Below are 21,677 nucleotides of genomic sequence, written 5' to 3' on the forward strand. Positions count from 1 at the left end.
GACAGCGGGCTCGTCTCGCATGTCTGTCGACGCAGACGTGCAGCCGCGTAAGGCCTGCGGCGCGCGGGACCGATGGATCAGGCAATGCGGTATGCCTGGTTGGTTTGAGGCATCGTGTCTCGCGCGGCCTGTGTCACGCTGCAATGACGCTTCTTCGGTAAATCCGGTTCTTACTCGTGCCACAGATCGATTGAGCTTTCTGCTCCCGCCTGCCGCGTGACGCCCCGACCCGCCAGACGAGAAGCCTGCTCCTCCATGTCGAGGACGCGGAGAATCGGCCCGACAGGGAAAGGCAAAGCAGGATCTGCGCGATCCGCCACCATCCGCAGGAACGTCGTCAATCCAGCAAGACCCTGCCGAACCCGATCAAGACTCTGCAACTCGGTGAGGAGGCTCGCGTGAGAGCCCCGCTTCTCGATCTGCCTCTCCAGCGCTGCAACGCTCTCGGCCCAGATCGCTGCCTCCTCCGCCGCACGCCTGACGGCGTCCTGCAGGCTGCACAGCGCCGCTGCGTCCGGATCCGCGGCAAGCTTCCCGGCCATCATTGCAGCTTTCCAGTCACCGTCTCGATCGTGCGCAGCAGGGACTCCTTCGTGAAAGGCTTGGCAATGAAGTTGTTCATGCCCGCGCGCTGACCTCTCTCGATGAGTTCCCGTGTCGCGGTGCCCGTGATGAGGATGAAGCCGATGCGCTGCGTGCTCTTCGTCTGGCGCAGAGCCTCCAGAAGCGCGAGCCCGTCCATTCCTGGCATGTTATAGTCGGAGATAACCAGGTGAACCGGCGCCGCAGCAAGCCGCCTGTACGCTGCCTCGCCATTAGACTCGTACTGCACGTTGGTGATGCCTGCCCAGTCCAGGGCCTGCTCGACCAAGGCTCGGCTGATGGCCATGTCGTCGACGACCATGACATGCAGATTTGATTTCAGAGGCATGGCACTTTCCTTCAAGACGCTGTTGTCTGCACCGGCACGGCGTTGCGCCGGTACTGTGTGGTTCCGACGAGCTCGAACAATTCGGCGGCGGGTCCATCCACGCGCTCGGAATGGCCGATGAACAGCGTCCCGCCCTCGTTCAGCTGGCCCGCAAATCGCTGCCAAAGCCGCCGCCGCGCCTCACCGTCGAAGTAGATCGTCACGTTGCGGCAAAAGATGACGTCGAACTTCCCCGTGAAGGGCCACTGCGCATGGAGGTTCAGCTCGACGAAGCGCAGCATGGCCTTCACGTCGTCACGCACGGCGTAGGCATCGTCACGGCGGACCATGAAGCGCTGGCTGCGCTCGGGGCCGAGAACGCGCACGGCATCTTCGGCATAGAGACCTTCCTCGGCCCGCCGCACCATCTGAGGATCGACATCAGATGCAAGGATCAGGACGTCATGACGCGCCGCCTCGGGCAAAGCCTCAAGCACCGTGAAGGCGAGCGAATAGGGTTCCTCGCCGGAAGAGCAAGCCGCCGACCAGAAGCGTACCCGCTTGCCCGCGCGCGCATCTGCCATGAGGGGCTTCAGGATCTCGCTCGAGAGGGCGTCGAAGTGGTGAGGCTCGCGGAAGAATGCCGTGACGTTCGTTGTGATCGCCGAGAGGAGGTGACGTCGCTCCTGGGCGCCGTCCGCGCCATCCAGCTTCTGGCAATAGGCACCGAAGTCCTGAAGGTCCAGAATCCGGAGGCGCCGGTTGATGCGCGCAACAAGAAGGCTTCTCTTTGCCTCGTTGATGACGATGCCACTGTCGGCATGGATGATGTCGGCGAGCTTCCGGAACTGTGCCTGGGTCAACTCGGGCGGGGTGGTGATCACGCCTCGCCCCCTTGGGAGGCAGGCAGCAACTGCTCAAGGTCGATCTTGCGCAGGATGCGGCCGTCATCGAAGGTGATCATGCCGGAGATGAACTCGCGGGAGGGGTCGGAGGCGAGGTCAGGCACGCTCTGCATGTGCTCGTCGTTGACGGTCACGATGTCGGACACCAGGTCGGCCAGCAGACCGACCACGCGGCCAGCATGCATCGCAATGATGACGACATGTCTCGGCGATGGATCCGCAGGGCCGAAGCCCAGTCGCGCGGACAGATCCACGACGGTCACGACCGCACCGCGGAGGTTGATGACGCCCTTGACGTAATCCGGTGCGTGAGGAAGCACCGTTGTCGGCGTCCAGCCGCGGATCTCACGGACAAGGCCGATGTCGATGCAAAAGTCCTGGTCAGCGAGCTTGAAGGCGACGACGTCGCTCTTGCCGACTGAGTTGTGCGAGATCGATTGGAGCATGTGTCACCCGTTGGCTGCGCGGACCATGGCCGCACGGTTGTGGTCGCTAGATGAAGACAGAACGATCTCCTCGGGATCGATGATCAGCGCGATCTTGCCGTCCCCTAGGATGGTTGCGGCCGACACGCCTGGAACACGTCCGTAGTTCTGCTCGAGGCTCTTGATGACGACCTGCCGCTGATCGAAGATCGCGTCGACGCGGAATGCCGCGCGCCGCTGGCTGTCCGTCTCCACGACGATGAGGATGCCGTCATCAGCTTCAAGTTCAGTTCGCGGAAGCCCGAAGACGCCGCTGAGGTCGATCACCGGGATCAGCTCGCCACGACTAGCGAGGAGCCGACCGCTCTGCCCGACCGAATGAAGCATCGACGCGCTTGGTCGCAACGTTTCCTGCACGGCCGTGATCGGAAGAACCATCGTCTGATCGCCCAGCTGGATCAGCATCCCCTCAAGCACCGCGAGCGTCAGGGGAAGGGCGATCGAAAAGGTCGTGCCCTTGCCTTCCACCGAGTTGATCATGACCCGTCCGCCGAGCGCCATGATCTCACGTCGCACGACATCCAGACCGACGCCTCGGCCGGACAGAGCAGACACCTCCTGCTTCGAGGAGAATCCAGGCAAGAACAGCAGTTGGTCGATTTCAGCCGGCGTCAGCGCAAGACCGGGTGCAATCAGTCCTTTCTCCTCGGCGATCTGCCGCACGCGCGCCCGATCGATCCCCCCGCCGTCGTCGGAAACTTCGATCTGCACTCGGCCCGAACGATGTGCCGCCGAGAGCGTGATTGTCCCTTCCTGTGGCTTGCCCCGGCGCTGACGGGTCAGCGCATCCTCCAGGCCGTGGTCGATGGAGTTGCGGATCATGTGGGTCAGCGGGTCGACGAGGCGCTCGATGACCGTCTTGTCGACCTCGGTCTGCTCGCCAAGCGTGACCATACGAACGGGCTTTCCGGTTGCATCGGATGTTTCACGCGCTATCCGATGCATCCGCTGGAATACCAGTTTTAAAGGCTGTGCGCGGATGGCCATCACGCTCTCCTGGATGTCGCCAGCCAGCTGTCGGATTGCATCCAGCCCGGCGCTCACGTCAGGATCCTCGTTCAAGCTCGCGGTGCGGATGACCTGCGAGAGCATGGCCTCCTTGATGACCATCTCCCCGATCATGTTCATGAGCCTGTCGACGCGATCCAGGCTCACGCGGATTGTGGCACCTGCGGCTCCGTCCCGGGCGGAAGGCGTTCCTTCCGCAGTTGACGGCGTGGCTGCGCCTTCATCGGTCGGAGCAGCTTTCGTGGGAGCTTCCATGTCCAGCGGCGCCTGATCGAGAGCCGGGTGCATCTCAGCAGCCTTACGTTCGATGCTCAGCTCGCAGCAGTCTTCAACAAAGTCGAATACGGTGGCAATTTCGTCCTTACTGCCCGAGTGGCTCAACTCGACCTGCCACGACAACGACGGCTCCTCTGCCGACCAGTCCTTGAGCGGAGGGATTGAGGCACTGTCGATCTGGACGGTCGCCTCGCCCAGCTTCCGCAAAGCATTCAGAAGTGCCGCCGGCTCATTTCCCGACCGATATAGGTCCGCATGGGGCGTGAACCGGATGTTGTAGATTTCCCCGAACTCAGTGCTGTCGGGCTCCTCGAGAGCGATCGTGATCGGGACAAACCCGAAGTCGGCCGGAGCCTCTTCTTCGGGCGCCAATAGCCCTTCCAGTTCGACCAGCAAAACCGCCGACTTCTGCGGATCGGGGCTGCGTTGCTGCCGTGCGGCTGACACGAGATCCGACAGGCAGTCCGAGCAACGATGCATGACTGACATCACTTGCGACGTCGCCTTGAGACGGTCCGATCGAACCTGATCCAGGACCGTCTCGAAGCGGTGGGCGAAGGTGACGAGCTCGGTCAGCGCGAACGCTGCGGCGCCCCCTTTGATGGAATGCACGGCGCGAAAGACCCCATGTACAGTCTCCTTGTCGGACAGGGGATCTTCCATGCGGCGCAGCCCGGTCGCCAGGACCTCCAGAAGCTCGTCGCACTCGACAAAGAACATGTCGCGGAATTCATCCAGATCGCTCATCTTCTTCACTTTCCCAAGACGCGTGCAATGACGCTAACCAGTTGGGCATCGTCGAATGGCTTGACGATCCACCCGGTCGCCCCGGCGGCGCGGGCACGCGCCTTGAGGTCGGCACCACTTTCGGTCGTCAGCACGAGGATGGGTACGGATCCATAGTCGGCGCTGGCCCGGACCGTCTCGATCAATCCGAAGCCATCAAGGCGCGGCATGTTGATATCCGTGATGATCAGCTCCGGCTCGACATCCTTGAGCGATCCGACGCCCTCGACACCGTCCGACGCTAGGAAGACCTCGTAGCCCGCAGTCCGCAATGCACGGCCTACCAGAGCCCGAATGGTCGGCGAATCGTCGACAGCCAGAATGCGCGCGCTCACGACATCCGCTCCGCGTTTAGCATGGAAGCGTTGCCGCCAAGCTGCTCAAGGACTCCGGCCACGTCGTCGCGCCAGCCGTCGATGCGAAACTCCTTTCCGTCGTCGGTCCATTGCTTGCTGGCCGACACCAGCATTTCAAGCCCCAATGCAGAAAGCCGTCGCAGTGGGCTTGCATCGAGCAGCAATGCCTCGCCACGAGAGGCCAGGAGGGTGCTGGCGAAAGCTGAGACGGTTGTTCGGTCCAGCGCTTCTGGCAGGCTGAGAGACGGCACGGCAAACCTCGTCATGAATTGTGACGCTGACTGGATAGCACCGCCAAGTTAAGAAACCGTTGCGTGAAACGCTTCGCATTTTCGCCAACAAGTCGTTGCAGCGTTTGGGAATTCTTCATCTTCTCTGGGCATCTTCGTCTGGTCAGAAACCGGAGCATGTCCGTGCCAGAAGCGGCTCTTCTCATCGCCGATCCGAATTCGATGCGCCGCAGCAACGTGCTCAGGCGCTATCAGGAAGCGACGTCCAAGGCTCCGTCCAGCGCCGCAACGCTGAGCGAGGTGTATCGGCTTATGGAGCGGGACATGCCGACGGTCATTGCCGTTGCCGCGGAGATGGCAGCCCTTCGCGACTTTGCGCCTCTCGCGGATGTCGCGCAGATGATAGGCGCGCGCGTGATCGTCTACGGCACTGGCGCGCTAGATCATGACTCCGCGGCCGAGCGCGTTCCACACGAGGATGCGCTGATCGAGATGTTGACCGGATCCCGGCAGACATCGCCTGCGCCTTCGAAGCCACTGAAGATCGCGCCCGCTGCTGTTGCCGCCATGGCCCGTTCCGAACAGGCGGTGCGCCATATCATCTGTCTCGGCGCGTCCACAGGGGGCGTTTCGGCCTTGGAGGCCGTGCTGCAGAGTTTCGATGCCTCTTGCCCGCCCACCGTCGTGGTCCAACACATCCGCCCAGTATTTGCGGAGGGTCTGATCCGGCGGCTCGATCAAGCGCTGTCGCCGCGGGTCGTGGCGGCGACTGACGGAGCTCCGCTTGTCCGCGGCACTGTCTATGTTGCGGCGGCGCCGGACCAGCATGTGGGCATCTCGTCGCGCGGCGGCCTTCGGCTCCGCCTCTTGTCGCTGGATCCGGTCAGCGGCCACCGCCCGTCTGTTGACGTGCTCTTCCATGAAGCCGCCGCAGTTGCACCGCGGGTCCAGGTGAGCGCGGCGCTGCTGACAGGAATGGGTGCGGATGGTGCGGATGGCATGGTGGCCCTGCGCTCCGCCGGCGCGCGTACCGTCGCGCAAGACCAGCAGACGTCAGTGGTCTGGGGCATGCCGCGCGTAGCTGTCGAGCGTGGAGGCGCGCAGCAGGTGCTGCCTCTGGACCAGATCGCGCGCGCATTGCTGCGTGACGATGCCGTGGGAGGCCAAGCGACGTGAACAGCAGCGAGATGCGCCTCATCCACGTCGTTCAGGGCGAGCAGGCCGTCACCGACGAGTCCGACGCGATCATCACGACCGTGCTCGGCTCTTGCGTGTCCGCCTGCATCAGCGATCCGGCGCGCGGCGTCGGAGGCATGAACCATTTCCTGCTGCCGGACGCCGGGAGCGGTGCGCCCGACCATCGTCACGCCGCCGCTGCGATGGAGCGGCTTGTAAATGCCCTGCTTCGGCGGGGCGCATCGCGAGGAGGCCTGCAAGCGAAGCTCTTCGGCGGCGCCAGGATGATGCGCGGCTTGCCGGACATCGGGGCGCGCAATGCGGAAGCTGCCCGAAGCTTCCTGCGGCAGGAAGGGATCGCGCTCATCGCCAGCGACCTGTGCGGCACGCAGGCCCGGCGTATCCGCTTCTGGCCGCGCACCGGAAGGGTTCAGGTGCAACTCGTCGGACAGGCAGCGCCGCGCAGCGAGGTTCCGACCATTCCGACGGTGGGCCATGTCGAGCTGTTCTGAAAATGACTTGAGCCCTGCGCCCACCACTCCGCGCCGTCTGGTGTTCCTCATTGGGGCGATCGGCCTCTCGGTGCTCGCCCTGCTCCACCTCCAGCCATCCGAGAGCGATCGCACCGTCATGCGCATCTACGCGCCTTGGGTGCCGCCGGAGGCGGCCGTCGCGGACGCGGTGGCAACAGGTCGGTCGGTAGAGGACATCTCATGGGGCGGCTGGAAGGTTACATTGGGCCCCTCTGGGCCGGAGGCACAGGCGGGCAGCATCCGGCGCGCCCTGCCCTTCCTGGAACTTCGCGCCGGACCCGGCGCATCCTGCCTCGCCCGCCTCTAGATCGGAGTGTTCATCATGTACCAAGTGAGATCAGCAAATCCCGAAACAGCCACCGCGTGGTGGGGAGCATCCGGACTCATTGTCCTGCACTGGATGCTGGTCCTTGCCGGGCTCTCAATCTCGAACATTCTGGGCCGCCCGGACATCGTGCCGCTCGGCGCACTCCTGCTGCTGGCATCGCTGGTGACGGTCGTCCTCCGCCGTGCTCCGATGGACGTCGGCTCGCAGATGGCAGCTGCCGCCACGCTCGCCACGTCGGTCGCGATGCTCGTCTACCAGATGCGCGGCCACGTGTGGCAGGGCGATCTGCACATGCTCTTCTTCGCCTGTCTGGCCGCACTCGCGATCTTCTGTGACTGGAGGCCCATCGCGACCTTCACCGCCTTCGTGGCCTTTCACCATGCGCTGGTGAACATGATCATTCCCGGCGCCGTCTTCGAGGGCGGGCTGGACCTCGGCCGCACGGCCCTGCATGCCGCCATCCTGGCGATCGAGGCGACAGCCCTGATGGGCCTCTGCACGCTTCTTGCGCAAAGCCGTGCCAAGGCTGCGGCCGCGTTGCAGGAGTCGGAGGCGACGCGCGCGACTGCGGACGAGCTTGCGCGGCAGCAGGCCGCGAACGAGCGTGCGCATGCCAGCGAGCAGGAGGCCGTGCTTGTGGCGCAGGCACGGGTGGTGCGCGAGATTGAGGCCGGACTTGCCCGACTGGCAGCCGGCAATCTCAAGGAGCCGATCGACAGCCCGGCGCATCATCCCTTTCCACCTCAATTCGACACGCTGCGCTTTGGCTACAACCAGCTGCTGGAGCAGATCGACAGCCTGTTCCTGCGCGTGGACACGATCGCGGACGCGGTGCGTCACGATGCGAATGACATCGAACAGCGCGCAGCCGAGCTCTCCCGAAACTCGGCCCAGCAGGTGGACATGCTCGACAGCAGCAACGGAACGGTCGTGCGCGTGGCGTCACTTGTCTCTCGTGCGCGGGAGAAGGCCGAAGACGCCACCCAAGCTACGCGTGCGAACGAGGAGCGCGCGACGTCGGGCGGCAATATCGTTGCGGAGGCCGTGGCGGCCATGCAGGCCATCGAGGCCTCTTCCACGCAGATCACCCGCATCATCAGCGTGATCGAGGACATCGCGTTCCAGACCAACCTGCTGGCGCTCAACGCCGGCGTCGAGGCAGCGCGCGCGGGCGAGGCCGGCCGAGGCTTTGCCGTTGTCGCCACCGAGGTGCGCGGCCTGGCCGAACGCGCCTCCACCTCCGCCCGCGAGATCCGCGGCCTCATCTCGGCCTCGGAAGGGCAGGTCTCCGCGGGCTCCGGCCTGGTGCGCCGTGCCGGGGCGGCACTCGACGAGATCGTGTCCTCAGCCAAAGAGATGCGCCACCTCATGGAGGCCATATCGGCGGCCACCCGGGAACAGGAGCTTGGCCTGAACGAGGTCGCGGCAGCCCTTTCCAAGGTCGAGGCGAGCACTCGGGAGACGACCGATGCAGCCGGCGAGAACCAAGCCTCGGCCGCAGCGGTCGCGCGTCGGAGCGACGAGCTGACGGCGACGCTTCTCGGTTTCCTGACCCCGCCGCGTCCCGCCGATTGGAGCGATCTCGACGAGTTGCCGTCCCTGACGGATGTCGGGGCTGCTCTGGATCCTCCTGCTTCCGAGGCCCGCCGCGCGGTCACCTCCTACTGAACATATCGACGCAGCTCACGGACAAGGTCACCCCATGCTCAAGAACATCAAGATCGCAACGCAGGTTGCCGGCAGCTTCGGTCTCGTCATTCTGATGCTGATCCTGCTCGGCACCTTCTTCTGGACCCGGCTCAATCATCTCGAGGACGTCTCCGTCAAGGAAGCCGAGGCGAACGCACAGCTCGTCATGGCATCCGACATCGCCACCGATGTTGCACTTGCCGGTCAAGCCGTGCTGCGCTTCATGACGGACAGCACACCGGAACAAGGCGAGAATGTCATCACGGCGATGACGACCACGCGCGAGAAGGCGGCACAGCTTGCCGCAACGGGCAGCACGAACGCCCGCGACCTCGTCGAGCTCAAGGACCGCCACGAGGTTGAGGCACAGGCGCTGATCGAACGCCGGCTGGAACATGCGCGACTTCAAGGGGAACTCGCGGCGATCGGCACCCAGAGCCGCCGCGCCCTCGGCGCGCTGAAAGACGCGTTGGCACGCCGCGCTGCAAACGAGGAAGCCTCTCTCGCCCTTTCGGCTTCCGAGGCCTTCCTGGTCGCGCGAGTCCGCGTTGACCGCTTCATTGGCGGCGGCACGCAGGAGGACTTCGACAGTGCCCGTCCCCAGTATGATACAGCGCAGCAGGCCATCAACCGCTTGGGGGGCATGACGATCAACCAAGGCGAGCGTGCTCAACTGGAAGAAGCTGCCGGTGGCGTGGCCGCGTTCTGGCCGCTGGCCGAGCAGCTGCGCGATGTGGAGCTGGACGCGCGTGCGGCCCTGCAACGCCTCGACGAGACTACCGCCGAGGTGAAGGCACTGGTTGCAGTCATTCAGGAAGAGGAGCGGCGGACCGCTCTGGATCTCGATGCGCAGGCCGCCAGCATCATGCGCGGGACGACGCTGTCGATCCTTGCAGGGGTTCTGGCCGCCATTGTGCTGGGTGCGTCCATCGCGGCAGGCATTGCGCTGCCGCTGTCCAGGCGGCTCTCGCGGAGCGCCGATCAGACCGAGCGCCTGGCTCACGGCGATCTGTCGGTCCAGATCGACGGGATCGACGGGTCGAACGAGCTGGCGAAGATGGCGCGCGCCCTCGAGGTGTTCAAGCAGAACGAGCTCGAGCGACTGCGCCTGGCCGAAGCTGCCCGGATCGCGGAAGATGAACAGTCCGCACGGCGCGAGGACGAGATGCGCCGCCAGGCCCGGGTGGTGCGTGACATCGGCGACGGCTTGAACCGGCTGGCGAAGGGAGACCTGACTCAGAGCATCGCCAGTTCGGCGAGCGATCCCTTTCCGTCGGAGTACGACACCCTTCGCGCGGCGTATAACAGCGTGCTGCACTCTCTCTCGGGCACCCTCGGGCGCATTTCCGATGTGGCGGATCAGGTGCGAAACGGCTCGGCCGAGATTTCGTCGGCCGCGCAGGACCTGTCGGGACGCGCCGAGGCGCAGGCCGCGACGCTGGAACAGTCGGCCGCGGCACTGAACGAGCTGAACGAAAGCGTGCGCTCGACCGCTGAGCGTGCGCGCAGTGCCGAGCACGTCAGTCGGGAGAACCGCAACATCGCGGAAAGCGGGGTTACCGTGGTGCAGGACGCGGTCGCGGCCATGAAGGGGATCGAGAAATCGTCCGAGCAGATCACCCGTATCATCGGCGTGATCGACGACATCGCGTTCCAGACCAACCTGCTGGCCCTGAACGCCGGTGTCGAGGCCGCCCGCGCAGGCGAGGCCGGACGAGGCTTCGCCGTCGTCGCCTCGGAAGTGCGCGGGCTGGCGCAGCGCGCTTCCGATTCCGCTCGCGAGATAAAATCGCTGATCTCGGAAAGTACGGCACAGGTCCAGACCGGTTCGGCCTTGGTGGGGCGCACGGGCGCGAGCCTTGCCCAGATCCTGAGCAAGGCGCAGGAGGTTTCGGAGCAGATCACCGCCATCGCGGCCGCGGCACAGGAGCAGTCCATCGGCCTTGGCGAGATCAACACGGGCGTGAACCAGCTGGATCAGGTCACGCAGCAGAACGCCGCCGTCGCCGAAGAGACCAATGCCGCCGCGGCCGCGCTGCAGCAGCAGTCGAACGAGCTTCTGCAAGAAATTGCCGGCTTCCAGACAGGCAGCGCCCGACCGCCTCGGGTCCAGCACGTCGCACGGCATGCGCTTTCGGCACCAGCGGCGGACGTCACGTCGCTCCGCGTGGCGGGCGGAGGTGGCCGCAGTCTGGCGGAATTCTGACGGATCTATCCTGAAAGCACGGGAGCTGCCGCTGAACGGTGCGGCGGCTTCCAGACCATAAAGCTGGCAGCGCTACGCAGGTCCAAGCACCTGCGGAAGGCAAAATTACCAACTTGATGAGGATCATCGCCCTTCAACCGGCCGAAGCGCGCGCGATCGCGCGGGCGCTTCTTCCTCGCCCGGCTGTGCAGGCTCGACCTGGCTTTCGGACTGGCCGGTCGTCCAGCATCGGCGCTTGGCTTAAGCGAGCTTGGACAGTTCCCCGCGAGCCGGCCTCAGAAGACGTAGACCGGTGTTCCCAACGGCACGCGGTCATAGAGGCTCATGACCGCCTCGTTCCGCATCCGCAGACAGCCGTTTGACACGGCGCGGCCGATCGAGCCGGGCTCGGTCGTGCCATGGATCCGGATCGCTGTGTCCTGGCCACGGTCATTGTAGAGATAGAGGGCGCGGGCCCCCAACGGGTTCTGCGGTCCGCCAGGCATGCCGTCCTTGTACTTCTCGTAGGCGGCCGGGTTGCGGGCGATCATCTCGGGCGTCGGGCGCCAGCTGGGCCACTCGACCTTTCGGCCGATCGTGGCCTTTCCCTTCCAGACGAGCTCGTCGCGGCCGACGGCGACGCCGTAGCGGACGGCTCGGCCAGGTGCCACGACATGGTAGAGATAGAAGTCGCGGCTGACGACGACGATGCTGCCAACCTCGAAATCATCGCGGATCGCCACCTCGGTCGGCGCGTAGGGATCTTCGGTCTGCGCCGCCGCCAGCGACGGCAGGGCGATCAGCGGCAGGGCAAGCTTCATCATCTGACGGCGGTTCATGGATGTCCCTCGGTCTTTGTCAGTTGGTCAAGCGATACACGCCGCGATGGTTCCGATGCAACTCACATGGATGTTCGCTGGCGCAGCCGATCTGCCCCTTGGCCGCAAGGCGGACGACACGTGCCGCCATGGCTGCCGTTCGTGGCACGAGAGAGCTCTATCGGCAGAACGCGCGAAGGAGCCTTCAGCGGCGCCGCGTCGTGCAGGCACACGGGCCGGATGCCCGAAACCGCATGCCCGGGCAGCCATGCCGACAGCCGCACCCCCTCGCGGCGCGACGAAGGGCAAGGCTAGTGCCCGCTGTGGTCCGCGTGGGGATCTGCGCCCTCGGCAGCGTGAGAGGCATCGCGGGTGTTGTCCACGACGGCCTCCACCTCCTGCGTTCCGCAGTCGCCAAGATCCAGCTGGAACGCGACCCGGTCGCCATCGGCCAACGAGCGCGTCAGGCCCAGCAGCATGACGTGATCGCCCCCGCGGTCCAGTTGCACCGCGCTGCCGGCGGGGATGGCGATGCCGCCCTCGATCCGGCGCATGCGCATGACGCCGTCCTCCTCCTCATGCGTGTGCAGCTCGATCCGCTCGGCCACGTCGGACGTGACGGCCGTCAGCATGCAGGCAGCCTCGCCCGGGTTGTCGATCCGCATGAAGGCCGCGCCGGTCATGGGATTCGCACTGCGCAGGTAGGCATCTTCGACCGTCAGATCTGCAGCGAGGCCGGCGAGCGGCAAGAGTGTCGCAGCGGCGGCGAGTGTCATCGACTTCATCTTCGTCATCCTTGTTCTCGTGTCAGGCAAGCGTGCGAGACGGTCGCGCAGGCGGGCCGCGAGCGCATGGACAGCCGACATGATTAGGGGTCGCAGCCGCATGTTGGGGTGGAAGGTGCAGGCGCGCGGCGGATGCCATCAGAGGAGCGGCGTCTTCCGCAGGACCCGGAGCGGCCAGCAAAAGAAGAGCCATGTCGGGACAGACATGGGCCGTCGCGGGATCATCCGGGCCGGGGCGGCTGGCAACGACAAGCCCCTGCCCGGTGCAGAGGACGATCCTCTCGCCCATCCGCACGGTGCCGCGCGCCGTCCCAAGGCCGATGGCCGTCAGGGCGACGAGAAGGATCAGGGCAGCGGTCAGCGGGCGCAACATCGCCGCAGCATAGCTGTGGTCGAGGAAGGTGTCAGCACGACGCCCGCGCAAGACGGCGCGACCTCTCGCCGCTCGCGAGAACGCAAAAACCCCGCCCGGTCGGGCAGGGTCACGCGGCAGCATGGCGGCGGCTCGGCTCAGGCCGAGGGCTGCTCGGCCTTGGCGATGTCGCGCTTGATCTTCAGCGCGCGGTCCGACAGCTCGGTGTCCTTGGCCTTCGCGAGGAAGGCGTCCAGCCCACCGCGGTGGTCGACCGAACGCAGCGCTGCGGCCGAGATGCGCAGCGAATAGCCGCGGCCCAGCTTCTCGGACAGCAGGGTGACGTCGTTCAGGTTCGGCAGGAACCGGCGACGGGTCTTGTTGTTGGCGTGGCTGACGTTGTTGCCACTCATCGGGCCTTTGCCGGTCAGTTCGCAGACGCGCGACATGGTGTGTTCCTTCGTCTCAGCTATGCGGGCGGTCCCGGCAGGGTCCGTCCCAATGTGAAAGGGCGCCGCGAGGCAGCGCCCGGAATTCCGTTCGCGGGTGACTACAGCGCCAAGGCCGCGCCGTCAACCCGCTTCGCGCGCCTTTCGGGCGAAGGCGGCTTCGATTTCCAGCAGGCGCCGCTTGCGCCAGACGCCTCCGGCATAGCCCGAGAGCTGCCCGTCCGCGCCAATCACCCGGTGGCAGGGCACGACCAGCGCCAGCCGGTTCGCCGCATTGGCCGCCGCGACGGCACGGGTGGCCGTGGGCGCGCCGATGGCCGCGGCGAGCTGGGCATAGCTGCGGGTCTCACCGGGCGGGATCTGGCGCAGGGCCTGCCAGACGCTTTGCTGGAAGGCCGTCCCGTGCAGGCGCAGCGGCAGGTCGAGCCGACCGTCCTGCCCCGCGAGGAAAGCGGCCAGCGCGGCCTCGGTCCGCTCCGTCACTGCCGTGCGGCCGAGGCCGAGGCGGCCGCCGAGATGCGCCGAGATGCGGCGGAGGCCCTGCGGCAGCGCCTTCCGCTCGGTGAACTCCAGCAGGTGCAGGTGCGATTCGTCGGCGATGGCGATCATCGGCCCGAGCGGCGTGTCGATCCAGTCGGCAAGCGCCACGCCCGGCCCGCGCATCTCCTGCGGCGCATGGCCGAAGAGGCGGCGGAAGGCGGCGCGGAAGCCCGAGGCCGATTCGAAGCCCGCATCCAGCTGCGCCGCGATCACGCTTTCGGGCAGTGCCTGCGCCCCGGCGCGCAGGCGCGCGGCGCGGGCCATCTGCAGGAAGCTCTGCCCGAACTGGCGGCGGAAGAGGCGGCGCACGGTCGAGGGGTCATGGCCGAGGGCCGCCACGTCGGCCTCGGTCCAGCGGCGCGTGGGGTCCTGCTCCAGCGCCGCAGTGAGGGCGGCGACCAGCGCGGGCGCCTCGCCCCCGGGCTGGCAGCGCTTGCAGGGCCGGAAGCCGGCAGTGCGGGCGGCGTCGGCATCCGCAAACCAGCGGCAGTTCTCGGGGCGGGGCTTGCGGGCCGGGCAGGTCAGGCGGCAGAAGATGCCGGTCGAGGTGACGCCGACCAGCGCCTGCCCCTCATAGGCGGGATCGCGCGCCAGAAGCGCGGCGTAAAGTTGGTCATGGCCGGGAAGATCACGCATGGCTTTGCTCCTTGCGTTTCTTCTAGTCGATTCGGCGGCCGGGCGGGACGCAGAAACGGGCAGGACATCTACGTCCCGTCGAGCCAGTCCAGCACCTGCTGCGCCGCGAGCGCCGGGGGCAGCGCGCCGGCCGCAACCCGCGCGCCAAGCGCCGCCACCTGCGCCTTTGCCTCGGGCGTCTGCAGCCGGGCCAGAAGCGCGGCGCGCAGCTCGGCGGTGAACCAGTCCTGCGCCTGCGCGGCCCGGGCGCGATCCTGATGGCCGGTCTCGCGCCTCCAGTCGGCCAGCGCCCGCATCTCGTCCCAGGCCCGCGTCAGCCCGTCGCCGGTCAGGGCCGAGACGGGCAGCGCCTTCGGGAAGCCGTCGGGGTCCTGCGGGCGCTTCCTGAGAAGCCGCAGGGCGCCCGCGTAGTCGGCGACGGTGCGGCGGGCGGGGGCCAGCAGCTCGCCATCGGCCTTGTTCACCAGGATCAGGTCGGCCACCTCCATGATCCCGCGCTTGACGCCCTGCAGTTCGTCCCCGCCGGCCGGGGCCAGCAGCAGCACGAAGAGGTCCGTCATGCCGGCGACCAGCACCTCGGACTGGCCGACGCCCACGGTTTCCACCAGCACGACATCATGGCCGGCGGCCTCGCACAGGCGGATCGCCTCGCGCGTGCGGCGAGCAACGCCGCCGAGGACGGCGCTAGAGGGCGAGGGGCGGATGAAGGCGCGGGGGTCGCGGGACAGCCGCTCCATCCGGGTCTTGTCGCCGAGGATCGAGCCGCCCGAGCGGGTCGAGGACGGGTCCACCGCCAGCACCGCCACGCGCAGCCCCTGCCCGGTCAGCATCATCCCGAACGCCTCGATGAAGCTGGACTTGCCGACGCCGGGCGTGCCCGACAGGCCGATCCGCAGCGCCTGCCGGTCCGGCAGCGCGGCGAGCAGCGCCATCGCGCGGTCGCGGTGATCGGGCCGGGTCGATTCGACCAGCGTGATCGCGCGGGACAGGGCGCGGCGGTCGCCATCCAGAAGCGGGTGAAGAAGCGGATCGTTGGTCATCATCGTCCAAGCTCAAGCGGGCCGACCTTGGACCAGCGCCGCCCGCGCGTCCATCCCGCGCATGTGACTGTTCGCCTGTCCCGGCCGGGCGTAGTCTGCCCCCATGCCGACGCGCCGCCAGCTTCTCGCCCTGCCCCTTCTGCTTCTGGCGCGCCCCGCCTTGGCGCAGGACCGGGTGCAGCTGATGATGGTGACCGCCCGGCACTGCGCCTATTGCGCCGCCTGGAAGCGCGAGATCGGCCCGGGCTATGCCGCCAGCCCGGCCGGCCGTATCGCGCCGATCTTCGAGGTGGACCTGGACGGGCCCTATCCCGACGGCCTCGCGCTGGACCGCAGGCCCTGGATCACGCCAAGCTTCATCCTTCTGCGGAACGGCGTCGAGCTGGGCCGGATCGAGGGCTATGTCGGGCAGCGCTACTTCCACCCGGTGCTGGGCGACCTGCTGCGGCAGGCGGGCCTCTGAAGCCCTTTGCCGGGCCGTGCCTTTCGGCTAGGGAAGCGGCAACAACCTGAGAGGGACGACATGCACGACATCCGCGCCATCCGCGACAATCCCGAGGCTTTCGAGGCCGCGCTGAACCGGCGCGGGCTGACGGGGCTGACCTCGCAGATCCTGTCGCTGGACGGCGCGCGGCGCGAACGCATCTCGGCCGCCGAAACCGCGCAGGCCGAGCAGAACCGCGCCAGCAAGGACGTCGGCGCCGCGAAGGCCCGTGGCGAGGAGGCCGAGTTCGAGCGGCTGCGCGTGCTGGTGGCCGAGAAGAAGGCCGACGTGGCGCGGATGCAGGCCGAGGCGGGCGATCTGGACGGGCAGCTGCGCGATCTGCTGCTGACCATCCCGAACCTGCCGCTCGAGAGCGTGCCGGACGGCGGCGGCGAAGAGGACAATGTCGAGCTGCGCCGGTGGGGCACGCCCCGCGCGCTGGACTTCCAGCCGGTCGAGCATTTCGACATCCCCGCCATCAGGCCGGGCATGGACTTCGCCACGGGCGCGAAGCTCTCGGGCAGCCGGTTCACGGTGCTGAAGGGCAGCGTCGCGCGGCTGCACCGGGCGCTGGCGCAGTTCATGATCGATCTGCACATCACCCAGCACGGACTAGAGGAGACCTGGACCCCGGTTCTCGTGCTCGAGGACATGATGGTCGGCACCGGCCAGCTGCCGAAGTTCGGGGAGGACAGCTACCAGACGCGCGAGGGCTACTGGCTGATCCCGACCTCGGAGGTGACGCTGACCAACACCGTTCACGGCGATCTGCTGGATCAGGCCGCCCTGCCCCGCCGCATGGTGGCGCACAGCCAGTGCTTCCGCTCCGAGGCCGGCAGCGCCGGGCGCGACACCACCGGGATGCTGCGTCAGCACCAGTTCGAGAAGGTCGAGATGGTCTCGATCACCGACGCCGAAAGCGGTCTGGCCGAGCACGCGCGCATGACCCGCTGCGCCGAGGCGGTGCTGGAGGCGCTGGAGCTGCCCTATCGCACCATTGTCCTCTGCACCGGCGACATGGGCGCGGGGGCGCGGATCACGCATGATCTCGAGGTCTGGCTGCCGGGCCAGAACCGTTACCGCGAGATCAGCAGCGTCAGCTATTGCGGCGACTACCAGGCCCGGCGGATGAACGCGCGCTACCGCCCGGCAGAGGGTGGCAAGCCCGAGTTCGTCCACACCCTGAACGGGTCCGGCCTTGCGGTCGGGCGCGCGCTGATCGCCGTGGTCGAGAACGGCCAGCAGGCCGACGGCTCGGTCCGCCTGCCCGCCGCCCTGCGCCCCTACCTCGGCGGCGCCGAGGCGATCTCGGCGGAAGGTCAACTTATCTGACCTGTCGCGCAAGATGCGGAAACTGCCTCTGCCGGCCGCGCGTTCCGGGGGCATGAGCAGACTGGGCGACATCCTGCATGGGCTTACGGCGGCGGTCTTCGTGATCGCCGGCGCCATCTATGCCGCCGCGGACTGGATGTCGCCGCGCGCCGTCATGGACGGCAGCCAGATGACCGGCCCGTTTCTGCCGGACATGATCGATGCCGAGCCGATCGCCGCCTCCGCGATCAGCCGGCTCTACCTGCAGCCCGAGAACCCGCTGATGTGGTCGCTTCTGATCGCAGTCTGGGCGACGGTCGCGCTGGACGCCATCGGCCAGTGGATCGATCCGGGCGAGCCGGACGGGCGCCGCGTCCTGGCCATCCGCCCGCTTCTGCTGGTCGCGCTGGCCGCGGCGTCGGCGGCGCCCTGGATCTTCCCGCACGCGCCGGGCGGGCTTGCCGCGCTGATGGCGCTGGCCGCCACCGCGGCCGTGCTCGCCGCACGGCGCGGCGCGGGTCGGCAGAGGCCGGCCTTGGGCTTTCTGGGGGGCTGGGCGACGGCGGTGACCTCGGCCGGGCTGGCGGCCGTGATCGGCACGCGATTTTCCATGCCGATGGAGTGGGTCGCGGCCCTTTCGATCTTGCCCGCGACCGCCTTCGGCATGGCCGCGCAGCTGTGGATCGGGCAGAGCATCGGCTATTCGGCGGCGCTGATCTGGGCCTTTTGCGCGCTCGCCGTCACCACGATGGGCACCGATCCGACCATCGCCCTGGCCGCAATCCTGGGGATCGCGGGCATGGCGAGCGTGCTGGTGCGGGCCGCGTCCTGAGGCGGAACTAGCTGCCCTTCGGCTTCTGCCGATCCTTGTGCTTGGACAGCGCGCCGGACTGCACGATCTTGTCGGCCTTGGCCTTGTAGGGGTTCTTCGCGCCCTGGTCGCGGAAGAACAGCCGGATCGGCGTGCCGGGCATGTCGAAATCGGCGCGCAGCCCGTTGATGAGATAGCGCTGGTAGCTGTCCGGGATCTGGTCCGTATGCGTCGCCTTGACCACGAAGGCCGGCGGCCGGGTCTTCACCTGCGTCATGTAACGCAGGCGGATGCGGCGCCCGCCCGGCGCAGGGGGCGGGTGGCTTTCCGTCATCACGCCCAGCCACTGGTTCAGCCGCGCGGTCGGCACGCGGCGGTTCCAGACCTCGTGCGCCTTCAGGATCGCGGCGTGCAGCCGGTCCAGCCCCTTGCCCGTCTGCGCCGACACGGTCACCAGCGGCGCGCCGCGCAGCTGCGGCAGAAGCTTCTCGAAGCTGGCGCGCAGCTCGTTCAGCTTGTGCGGCTTGTCCTCCTCGAGGTCCCACTTGTTCGCGGCGACCACGACGGCGCGGCCCTCGGTCTCGGCATAGTCCGCGATGCGCAGGTCCTGCTGCTCGAAGGGGATGGCGACGTCCAGAAGGACCACCACCACCTCGGCGAAGCGCACGGCGCGCAGCCCATCGGCCACGGAAAGCTTTTCCACCTTGTCGGTGACCTTGGCGCGCTTGCGCATCCCGGCCGTGTCGAAGATGCGCATGGGCGTGCCCATAAACTCGGTCGTGACGCTGATCGAATCGCGGGTGATCCCCGCCTCGGGACCGGTCAACAGGCGGTCCTCGCCGATGATCTTGTTGATCAGCGTGGACTTGCCCGCATTCGGGCGCCCGATCACTGCCAGTTGCAGGGGCCGCGCCGCCGAGGGGCGCCAGTCTTCCGAACCCTCGCCGCTTTCGGCATCCTCGTCGGACAGGTCCACGTCGGTGACAGCCTCAATGGGCGCGGGGCGTTCCTCTTCGATCTGGTCGGCCAGCGGCATGAGGACGCGATAGAGGTCGTCCATCCCCTCGCCATGCTCGGCCGAGATCCGCAGCGGCTCGCCGAGGCCGAGGCTGTAGGCTTCGAGCGCGCCGGCCTCGCCCGCCTTGCCCTCGGACTTGTTGGCGGCAACGATGACGTGCTTTGCGCGGCGGCGCAGGATCTCGGCGAAGTATTCGTCGGCCGCGGTCACGCCCACGCGGGCGTCGATGACGAACATGCAGACATCGGCCTCGTCCACCGCCCGCTCGGTCAGGCGGCGCATGCGGCCCTGCAGGCTGTCATCCTCTGCCATTTCCAGGCCGGCGCTGTCGATCACGACGAAGCGCAGATCGCCAAGCCGGCCCGCCCCCTCGCGCAGATCGCGGGTGACGCCGGGCTGGTCGTCGACCAGCGCCAGCTTTTTGCCGACGAGACGGTTGAAGAGGGTCGACTTGCCCACATTGGGGCGGCCGACGATGGCGAGGGTGAATGTCATCTGAATGCGTGCAACTGGCCGCTGCGCGAGGCGACGTAAAGGGTCTGCCCGGCGATGGCCGGGGCGGCGGCGGCTCCGCCGGGGATGGCAGCCTGCCCGAGCGGCGCGCCCGAGGCCGGATCGAAGATCCGCAAGAGCCCGTCCGTTGATGCGACGTAGAGCCGCCCCCCGGCGAGCACCGGGCCGTAATGCGCGTGGATCTGGTCCTGACGGCGGACCCGGTCGGTTGTGTAATAGGGCATCGGCTGGCGCCAGACCACCCCGCCCGTCGCGGCGTCGAGGCGGATCAGCTCGGCCTGGTCGTTGACGGCAAAGACCGCGCCGCCCGCGACGACGACCGGGCTGTTCGCCCCGTCGCGCGCGGACCAGTCGGTGAAGCCCGAGGCCAGGTCCACCGCCTCGATCCGTCCGGCCGACGTGCCGGCATAGACTCGGGCCCCCGCGACGACGGGATCGCCGGTCATGTCGCGGATCACGGCGATGGAGCGGCCGGGCCGGGTGCCGGCAATCTGCGCGCTCCAGTTGGTGACCCCGGTGGCGCGGTCCACGGACAGCAGCTCGCCCGAGGAGAAGGGGAAGATCACGGCGTTGCCCGCAACCGCAGGGACCGAGACGCCCATCACGCCCGAGCCCGAGCGCGTGCCCGAGTTCTGCCACAGCACGCGACCGTCGGCGGCGTTGACCGCCCAGCCCACGTTGTTGCGGTCGGCGACATAGACGGTGCCGTTCTGCACGGCCGGCCCGCCGCCGATGGGGGCGCCGACGCGCTGGCGCCAGAGCACCCCGCCCGAGCGGGCGTCCATCGCGACCAGCTCGCCAAAGCCGGTGGTGGCGTAGACGCGGCCGCCCTCGTAGGCGAGACCGCCGCCCGAAGCGCTGTCGCGCGCCTCCAGCGCCGGGGTGACGTCAGCGGTCCAGACCGTGCCGCCGTTCGGCGCGGTCGCGGTGACCTGCGCGCGGCTGTCCAGCGTGAAGATCAGCCCGCCGCCGATGATCGGCTCGGAGGTGATGCGGTGGCGGCGGCTGTCGCCTTGCCCGATGGGCGCGGACCATTGCAGCCGCGTGCCCTGCGCCAGCGCCACGTGGCCGGGCTGATGGGCGGCATTGCCGGCGCGGTGGGTCCATTCGGCATTCGTCTGCGGCGCGGCGAGGGACAGCGCGGTCGTGGTGATGCCCGCCGGACCCTCCACCGCGGGACCGTCGGGCGAGGTCACGGCAAGCGGGTCCAGCCGCTCGCCCGGCAGGATGATGTCCCGGTCGGCGCAGGCCGTCAGCGCCAGTGCGGCGGCCAGCGTCAAGCCGGTGCGCAAGGTCAGGATCATGCCGTGCTCTCCCTCGTCCTTGTTGGTCTTCGCGCCGCTCAGCCCGGCAACTGGGTGTCGGTCGCGACGCCGGGCTCTTCCCCGAGGGCGATCATCATCTCGGAGAGGCGGCGGCGCAAGGCTTCGCTCAGCCCCTCGCGCTGCTGGATCTGGCCGATCAGCGTCAGCGCGTCCTCGGTCCGGCCCGCGCCGATCAGCGCCACGGCCTTCTGCTCCAGCGCCAACAGCTCGAAGGGCGCGCCGGCGCGCGAGAGCTGGGTGAGGATCGCGTCACGCTCGGACGGGTCCATCTCGGGGCCGGCCAGCATCACCAGCTTCAGCTGCGCCAGCTCGCGCAGCACGTCGTCCTGCGGGGCGGCCGCGTCATCGGCCGCCAGGGCCCGCAGCGCTTCGGCGGCGGCGGCGCGGTCGCCCGCATCGGCCCGGGCCGAGGCGGCCAGCAGCGCCGCCAGCGCCTCGCGCCCTTCCGAGCCGCGCGGGTCCACGGCCAGGATGGCCGCCGGATCGCCGCTGGCCTCGGCCGCGAGGATCTCGTCGCCGAAGGCCTCGGCCGCAGCGCGGTCCTGGCTGCGGCTGTATTCGCGCCAGACGACACCCGCGACCAGCAGCAGGACCGCCAGAATCGCGATCCAGCCGTAGCGCCGGAAAGCCGCGTAGAGCCGGTCGCGGCGCAGTTCCTCGGTCACCTCGTCGATGAAGCTGTCGTTCTGGTTGGCCATGGCCGCCTTCGTCAGGTGTTGTCGGTCGTG

Annotated in this window: 23 protein-coding genes; 8 read left to right on the forward strand and 15 right to left on the reverse strand. The window is 67.8% G+C overall.

The window, feature by feature from the left end:
- Positions 1-170: 170 nt before the first annotated feature.
- The 7 genes from BLP73_RS14350 to BLP73_RS14380 are packed head-to-tail and all read right to left on the reverse strand — an operon-like array spanning position 171 to position 4,992.
- Entirely contained in the window at positions 171-542 is a 372-nt protein-coding gene (locus BLP73_RS14350; protein ID WP_090746069.1) for a hypothetical protein, read from the reverse strand.
- On the reverse strand, positions 542-931 hold the full coding sequence (locus tag BLP73_RS14355) for a response regulator (protein ID WP_090746073.1): 390 nt from the start codon (positions 929-931) through the stop codon (positions 542-544). Before BLP73_RS14355 ends, BLP73_RS14350 begins: the two co-directional genes overlap by 1 nt.
- 11 nt (positions 932-942) lie before the next feature.
- Positions 943-1,794 carry a CheR family methyltransferase gene (locus BLP73_RS14360; RefSeq protein WP_245686686.1) on the reverse strand — a complete coding sequence of 284 codons (852 nt, stop codon included), beginning with the start codon at positions 1,792-1,794 and terminating at the stop codon, positions 943-945.
- Positions 1,791-2,261: a chemotaxis protein CheW gene (locus BLP73_RS14365; protein WP_090746076.1), complete on the reverse strand. Its 471-nt coding sequence runs from the start codon at positions 2,259-2,261 to the stop codon at positions 1,791-1,793. The genes BLP73_RS14360 and BLP73_RS14365 overlap by 4 nt, the downstream gene beginning before the upstream one ends.
- Before the next feature lie 3 nt (positions 2,262-2,264).
- The gene (locus BLP73_RS14370) at positions 2,265-4,331 is read right to left on the reverse strand and encodes a chemotaxis protein CheA (RefSeq protein WP_090746079.1); all 2,067 of its coding nucleotides are present in this window, start codon (positions 4,329-4,331) and stop codon (positions 2,265-2,267) included.
- A gap of 5 nt (positions 4,332-4,336) precedes the next feature.
- Complete coding sequence (locus tag BLP73_RS14375) at positions 4,337-4,705, reverse strand: response regulator (RefSeq protein ID WP_090746081.1); 369 nt, start codon at positions 4,703-4,705, stop codon at positions 4,337-4,339.
- The gene (locus BLP73_RS14380) at positions 4,702-4,992 is read right to left on the reverse strand and encodes an STAS domain-containing protein (RefSeq protein ID WP_090746085.1); all 291 of its coding nucleotides are present in this window, start codon (positions 4,990-4,992) and stop codon (positions 4,702-4,704) included. Before BLP73_RS14380 ends, BLP73_RS14375 begins: the two co-directional genes overlap by 4 nt.
- Positions 4,993-5,040: 48 nt before the next feature.
- Between BLP73_RS14380 and BLP73_RS14385 the strand changes: the two genes are divergently transcribed.
- From BLP73_RS14385 to BLP73_RS14405, 5 genes are all read left to right on the forward strand, one after another.
- Complete coding sequence (locus BLP73_RS14385; RefSeq protein WP_139165977.1) at positions 5,041-6,132, forward strand: CheB methylesterase domain-containing protein; 1,092 nt, start codon at positions 5,041-5,043, stop codon at positions 6,130-6,132.
- Positions 6,129-6,644: a chemotaxis protein CheD gene (locus BLP73_RS14390; protein WP_090746091.1), complete on the forward strand. Its 516-nt coding sequence runs from the start codon at positions 6,129-6,131 to the stop codon at positions 6,642-6,644. The genes BLP73_RS14385 and BLP73_RS14390 overlap by 4 nt, the downstream gene beginning before the upstream one ends.
- A gap of 40 nt (positions 6,645-6,684) precedes the next feature.
- Complete coding sequence (locus BLP73_RS14395; RefSeq protein ID WP_090746094.1) at positions 6,685-6,972, forward strand: hypothetical protein; 288 nt, start codon at positions 6,685-6,687, stop codon at positions 6,970-6,972.
- Between the two features lie 93 nt (positions 6,973-7,065).
- Entirely contained in the window at positions 7,066-8,661 is a 1,596-nt protein-coding gene (locus BLP73_RS14400; RefSeq protein WP_175453373.1) for a methyl-accepting chemotaxis protein, read from the forward strand.
- A gap of 34 nt (positions 8,662-8,695) precedes the next feature.
- On the forward strand, positions 8,696-10,888 hold the full coding sequence (locus BLP73_RS14405; RefSeq protein WP_245686687.1) for a methyl-accepting chemotaxis protein: 2,193 nt from the start codon (positions 8,696-8,698) through the stop codon (positions 10,886-10,888).
- Positions 10,889-11,163: 275 nt separating this feature from the next.
- Here the strand turns inward: BLP73_RS14405 and BLP73_RS14410 are convergent, their stop codons facing one another.
- The 5 genes from BLP73_RS14410 to meaB all read right to left on the reverse strand — a co-directional run bounded on the left by BLP73_RS14410 (position 11,164) and on the right by meaB (position 15,487).
- Entirely contained in the window at positions 11,164-11,706 is a 543-nt protein-coding gene (locus BLP73_RS14410; RefSeq protein WP_090746100.1) for a L,D-transpeptidase, read from the reverse strand.
- Between the two features lie 290 nt (positions 11,707-11,996).
- On the reverse strand, positions 11,997-12,470 hold the full coding sequence (locus BLP73_RS14415; protein ID WP_090746239.1) for a copper chaperone PCu(A)C: 474 nt from the start codon (positions 12,468-12,470) through the stop codon (positions 11,997-11,999).
- Between the two features lie 510 nt (positions 12,471-12,980).
- Positions 12,981-13,271, reverse strand: a complete 291-nt coding sequence (rpmB, locus tag BLP73_RS14420) for a 50S ribosomal protein L28 (RefSeq protein WP_090746103.1) — start codon at positions 13,269-13,271, stop codon at positions 12,981-12,983.
- A gap of 123 nt (positions 13,272-13,394) precedes the next feature.
- Positions 13,395-14,447 carry a bifunctional transcriptional activator/DNA repair enzyme AdaA gene (locus tag BLP73_RS14425; protein ID WP_090746106.1) on the reverse strand — a complete coding sequence of 351 codons (1,053 nt, stop codon included), beginning with the start codon at positions 14,445-14,447 and terminating at the stop codon, positions 13,395-13,397.
- A gap of 68 nt (positions 14,448-14,515) precedes the next feature.
- Positions 14,516-15,487, reverse strand: a complete 972-nt coding sequence (meaB, locus tag BLP73_RS14430) for a methylmalonyl Co-A mutase-associated GTPase MeaB (protein ID WP_090746242.1) — start codon at positions 15,485-15,487, stop codon at positions 14,516-14,518.
- Positions 15,488-15,590: 103 nt separating this feature from the next.
- On the opposite strand from meaB, the gene BLP73_RS14435 reads away from it, so the two are divergent.
- Genes BLP73_RS14435 through BLP73_RS14445 form a run of 3 tightly spaced genes read left to right on the forward strand, consistent with a single transcriptional unit; the run spans position 15,591 to position 18,114 of the window.
- The gene (locus BLP73_RS14435; protein WP_090746109.1) at positions 15,591-15,950 is read left to right on the forward strand and encodes a thioredoxin domain-containing protein; all 360 of its coding nucleotides are present in this window, start codon (positions 15,591-15,593) and stop codon (positions 15,948-15,950) included.
- A gap of 60 nt (positions 15,951-16,010) precedes the next feature.
- Positions 16,011-17,303 (forward strand): serine--tRNA ligase, encoded by a 1,293-nt coding sequence (serS, locus tag BLP73_RS14440; RefSeq protein ID WP_090746112.1) that lies wholly within the window; start codon positions 16,011-16,013, stop codon positions 17,301-17,303.
- A 52-nt stretch (positions 17,304-17,355) separates the two neighbouring features.
- The gene (locus tag BLP73_RS14445; RefSeq protein ID WP_090746115.1) at positions 17,356-18,114 is read left to right on the forward strand and encodes a hypothetical protein; all 759 of its coding nucleotides are present in this window, start codon (positions 17,356-17,358) and stop codon (positions 18,112-18,114) included.
- Positions 18,115-18,121: 7 nt separating this feature from the next.
- On the opposite strand, the gene der is transcribed toward BLP73_RS14445, so the two are convergent.
- The 3 genes from der to BLP73_RS14460 are packed head-to-tail and all read right to left on the reverse strand — an operon-like array spanning position 18,122 to position 21,647.
- Positions 18,122-19,606, reverse strand: coding sequence for a ribosome biogenesis GTPase Der (der, locus tag BLP73_RS14450; RefSeq protein ID WP_090746118.1), 1,485 nt, complete (start codon positions 19,604-19,606; stop codon positions 18,122-18,124).
- The gene (locus tag BLP73_RS14455; protein WP_090746122.1) at positions 19,603-20,928 is read right to left on the reverse strand and encodes a PQQ-binding-like beta-propeller repeat protein; all 1,326 of its coding nucleotides are present in this window, start codon (positions 20,926-20,928) and stop codon (positions 19,603-19,605) included. The genes der and BLP73_RS14455 overlap by 4 nt, the downstream gene beginning before the upstream one ends.
- Before the next feature lie 38 nt (positions 20,929-20,966).
- On the reverse strand, positions 20,967-21,647 hold the full coding sequence (locus BLP73_RS14460; protein WP_090746125.1) for a tetratricopeptide repeat protein: 681 nt from the start codon (positions 21,645-21,647) through the stop codon (positions 20,967-20,969).
- Positions 21,648-21,677 lie beyond the last annotated feature (30 nt).

This window comes from Paracoccus tibetensis (genome assembly GCF_900102505.1).
Taxonomy (GTDB): Bacteria; Pseudomonadota; Alphaproteobacteria; order Rhodobacterales; family Rhodobacteraceae; genus Paracoccus; species Paracoccus tibetensis.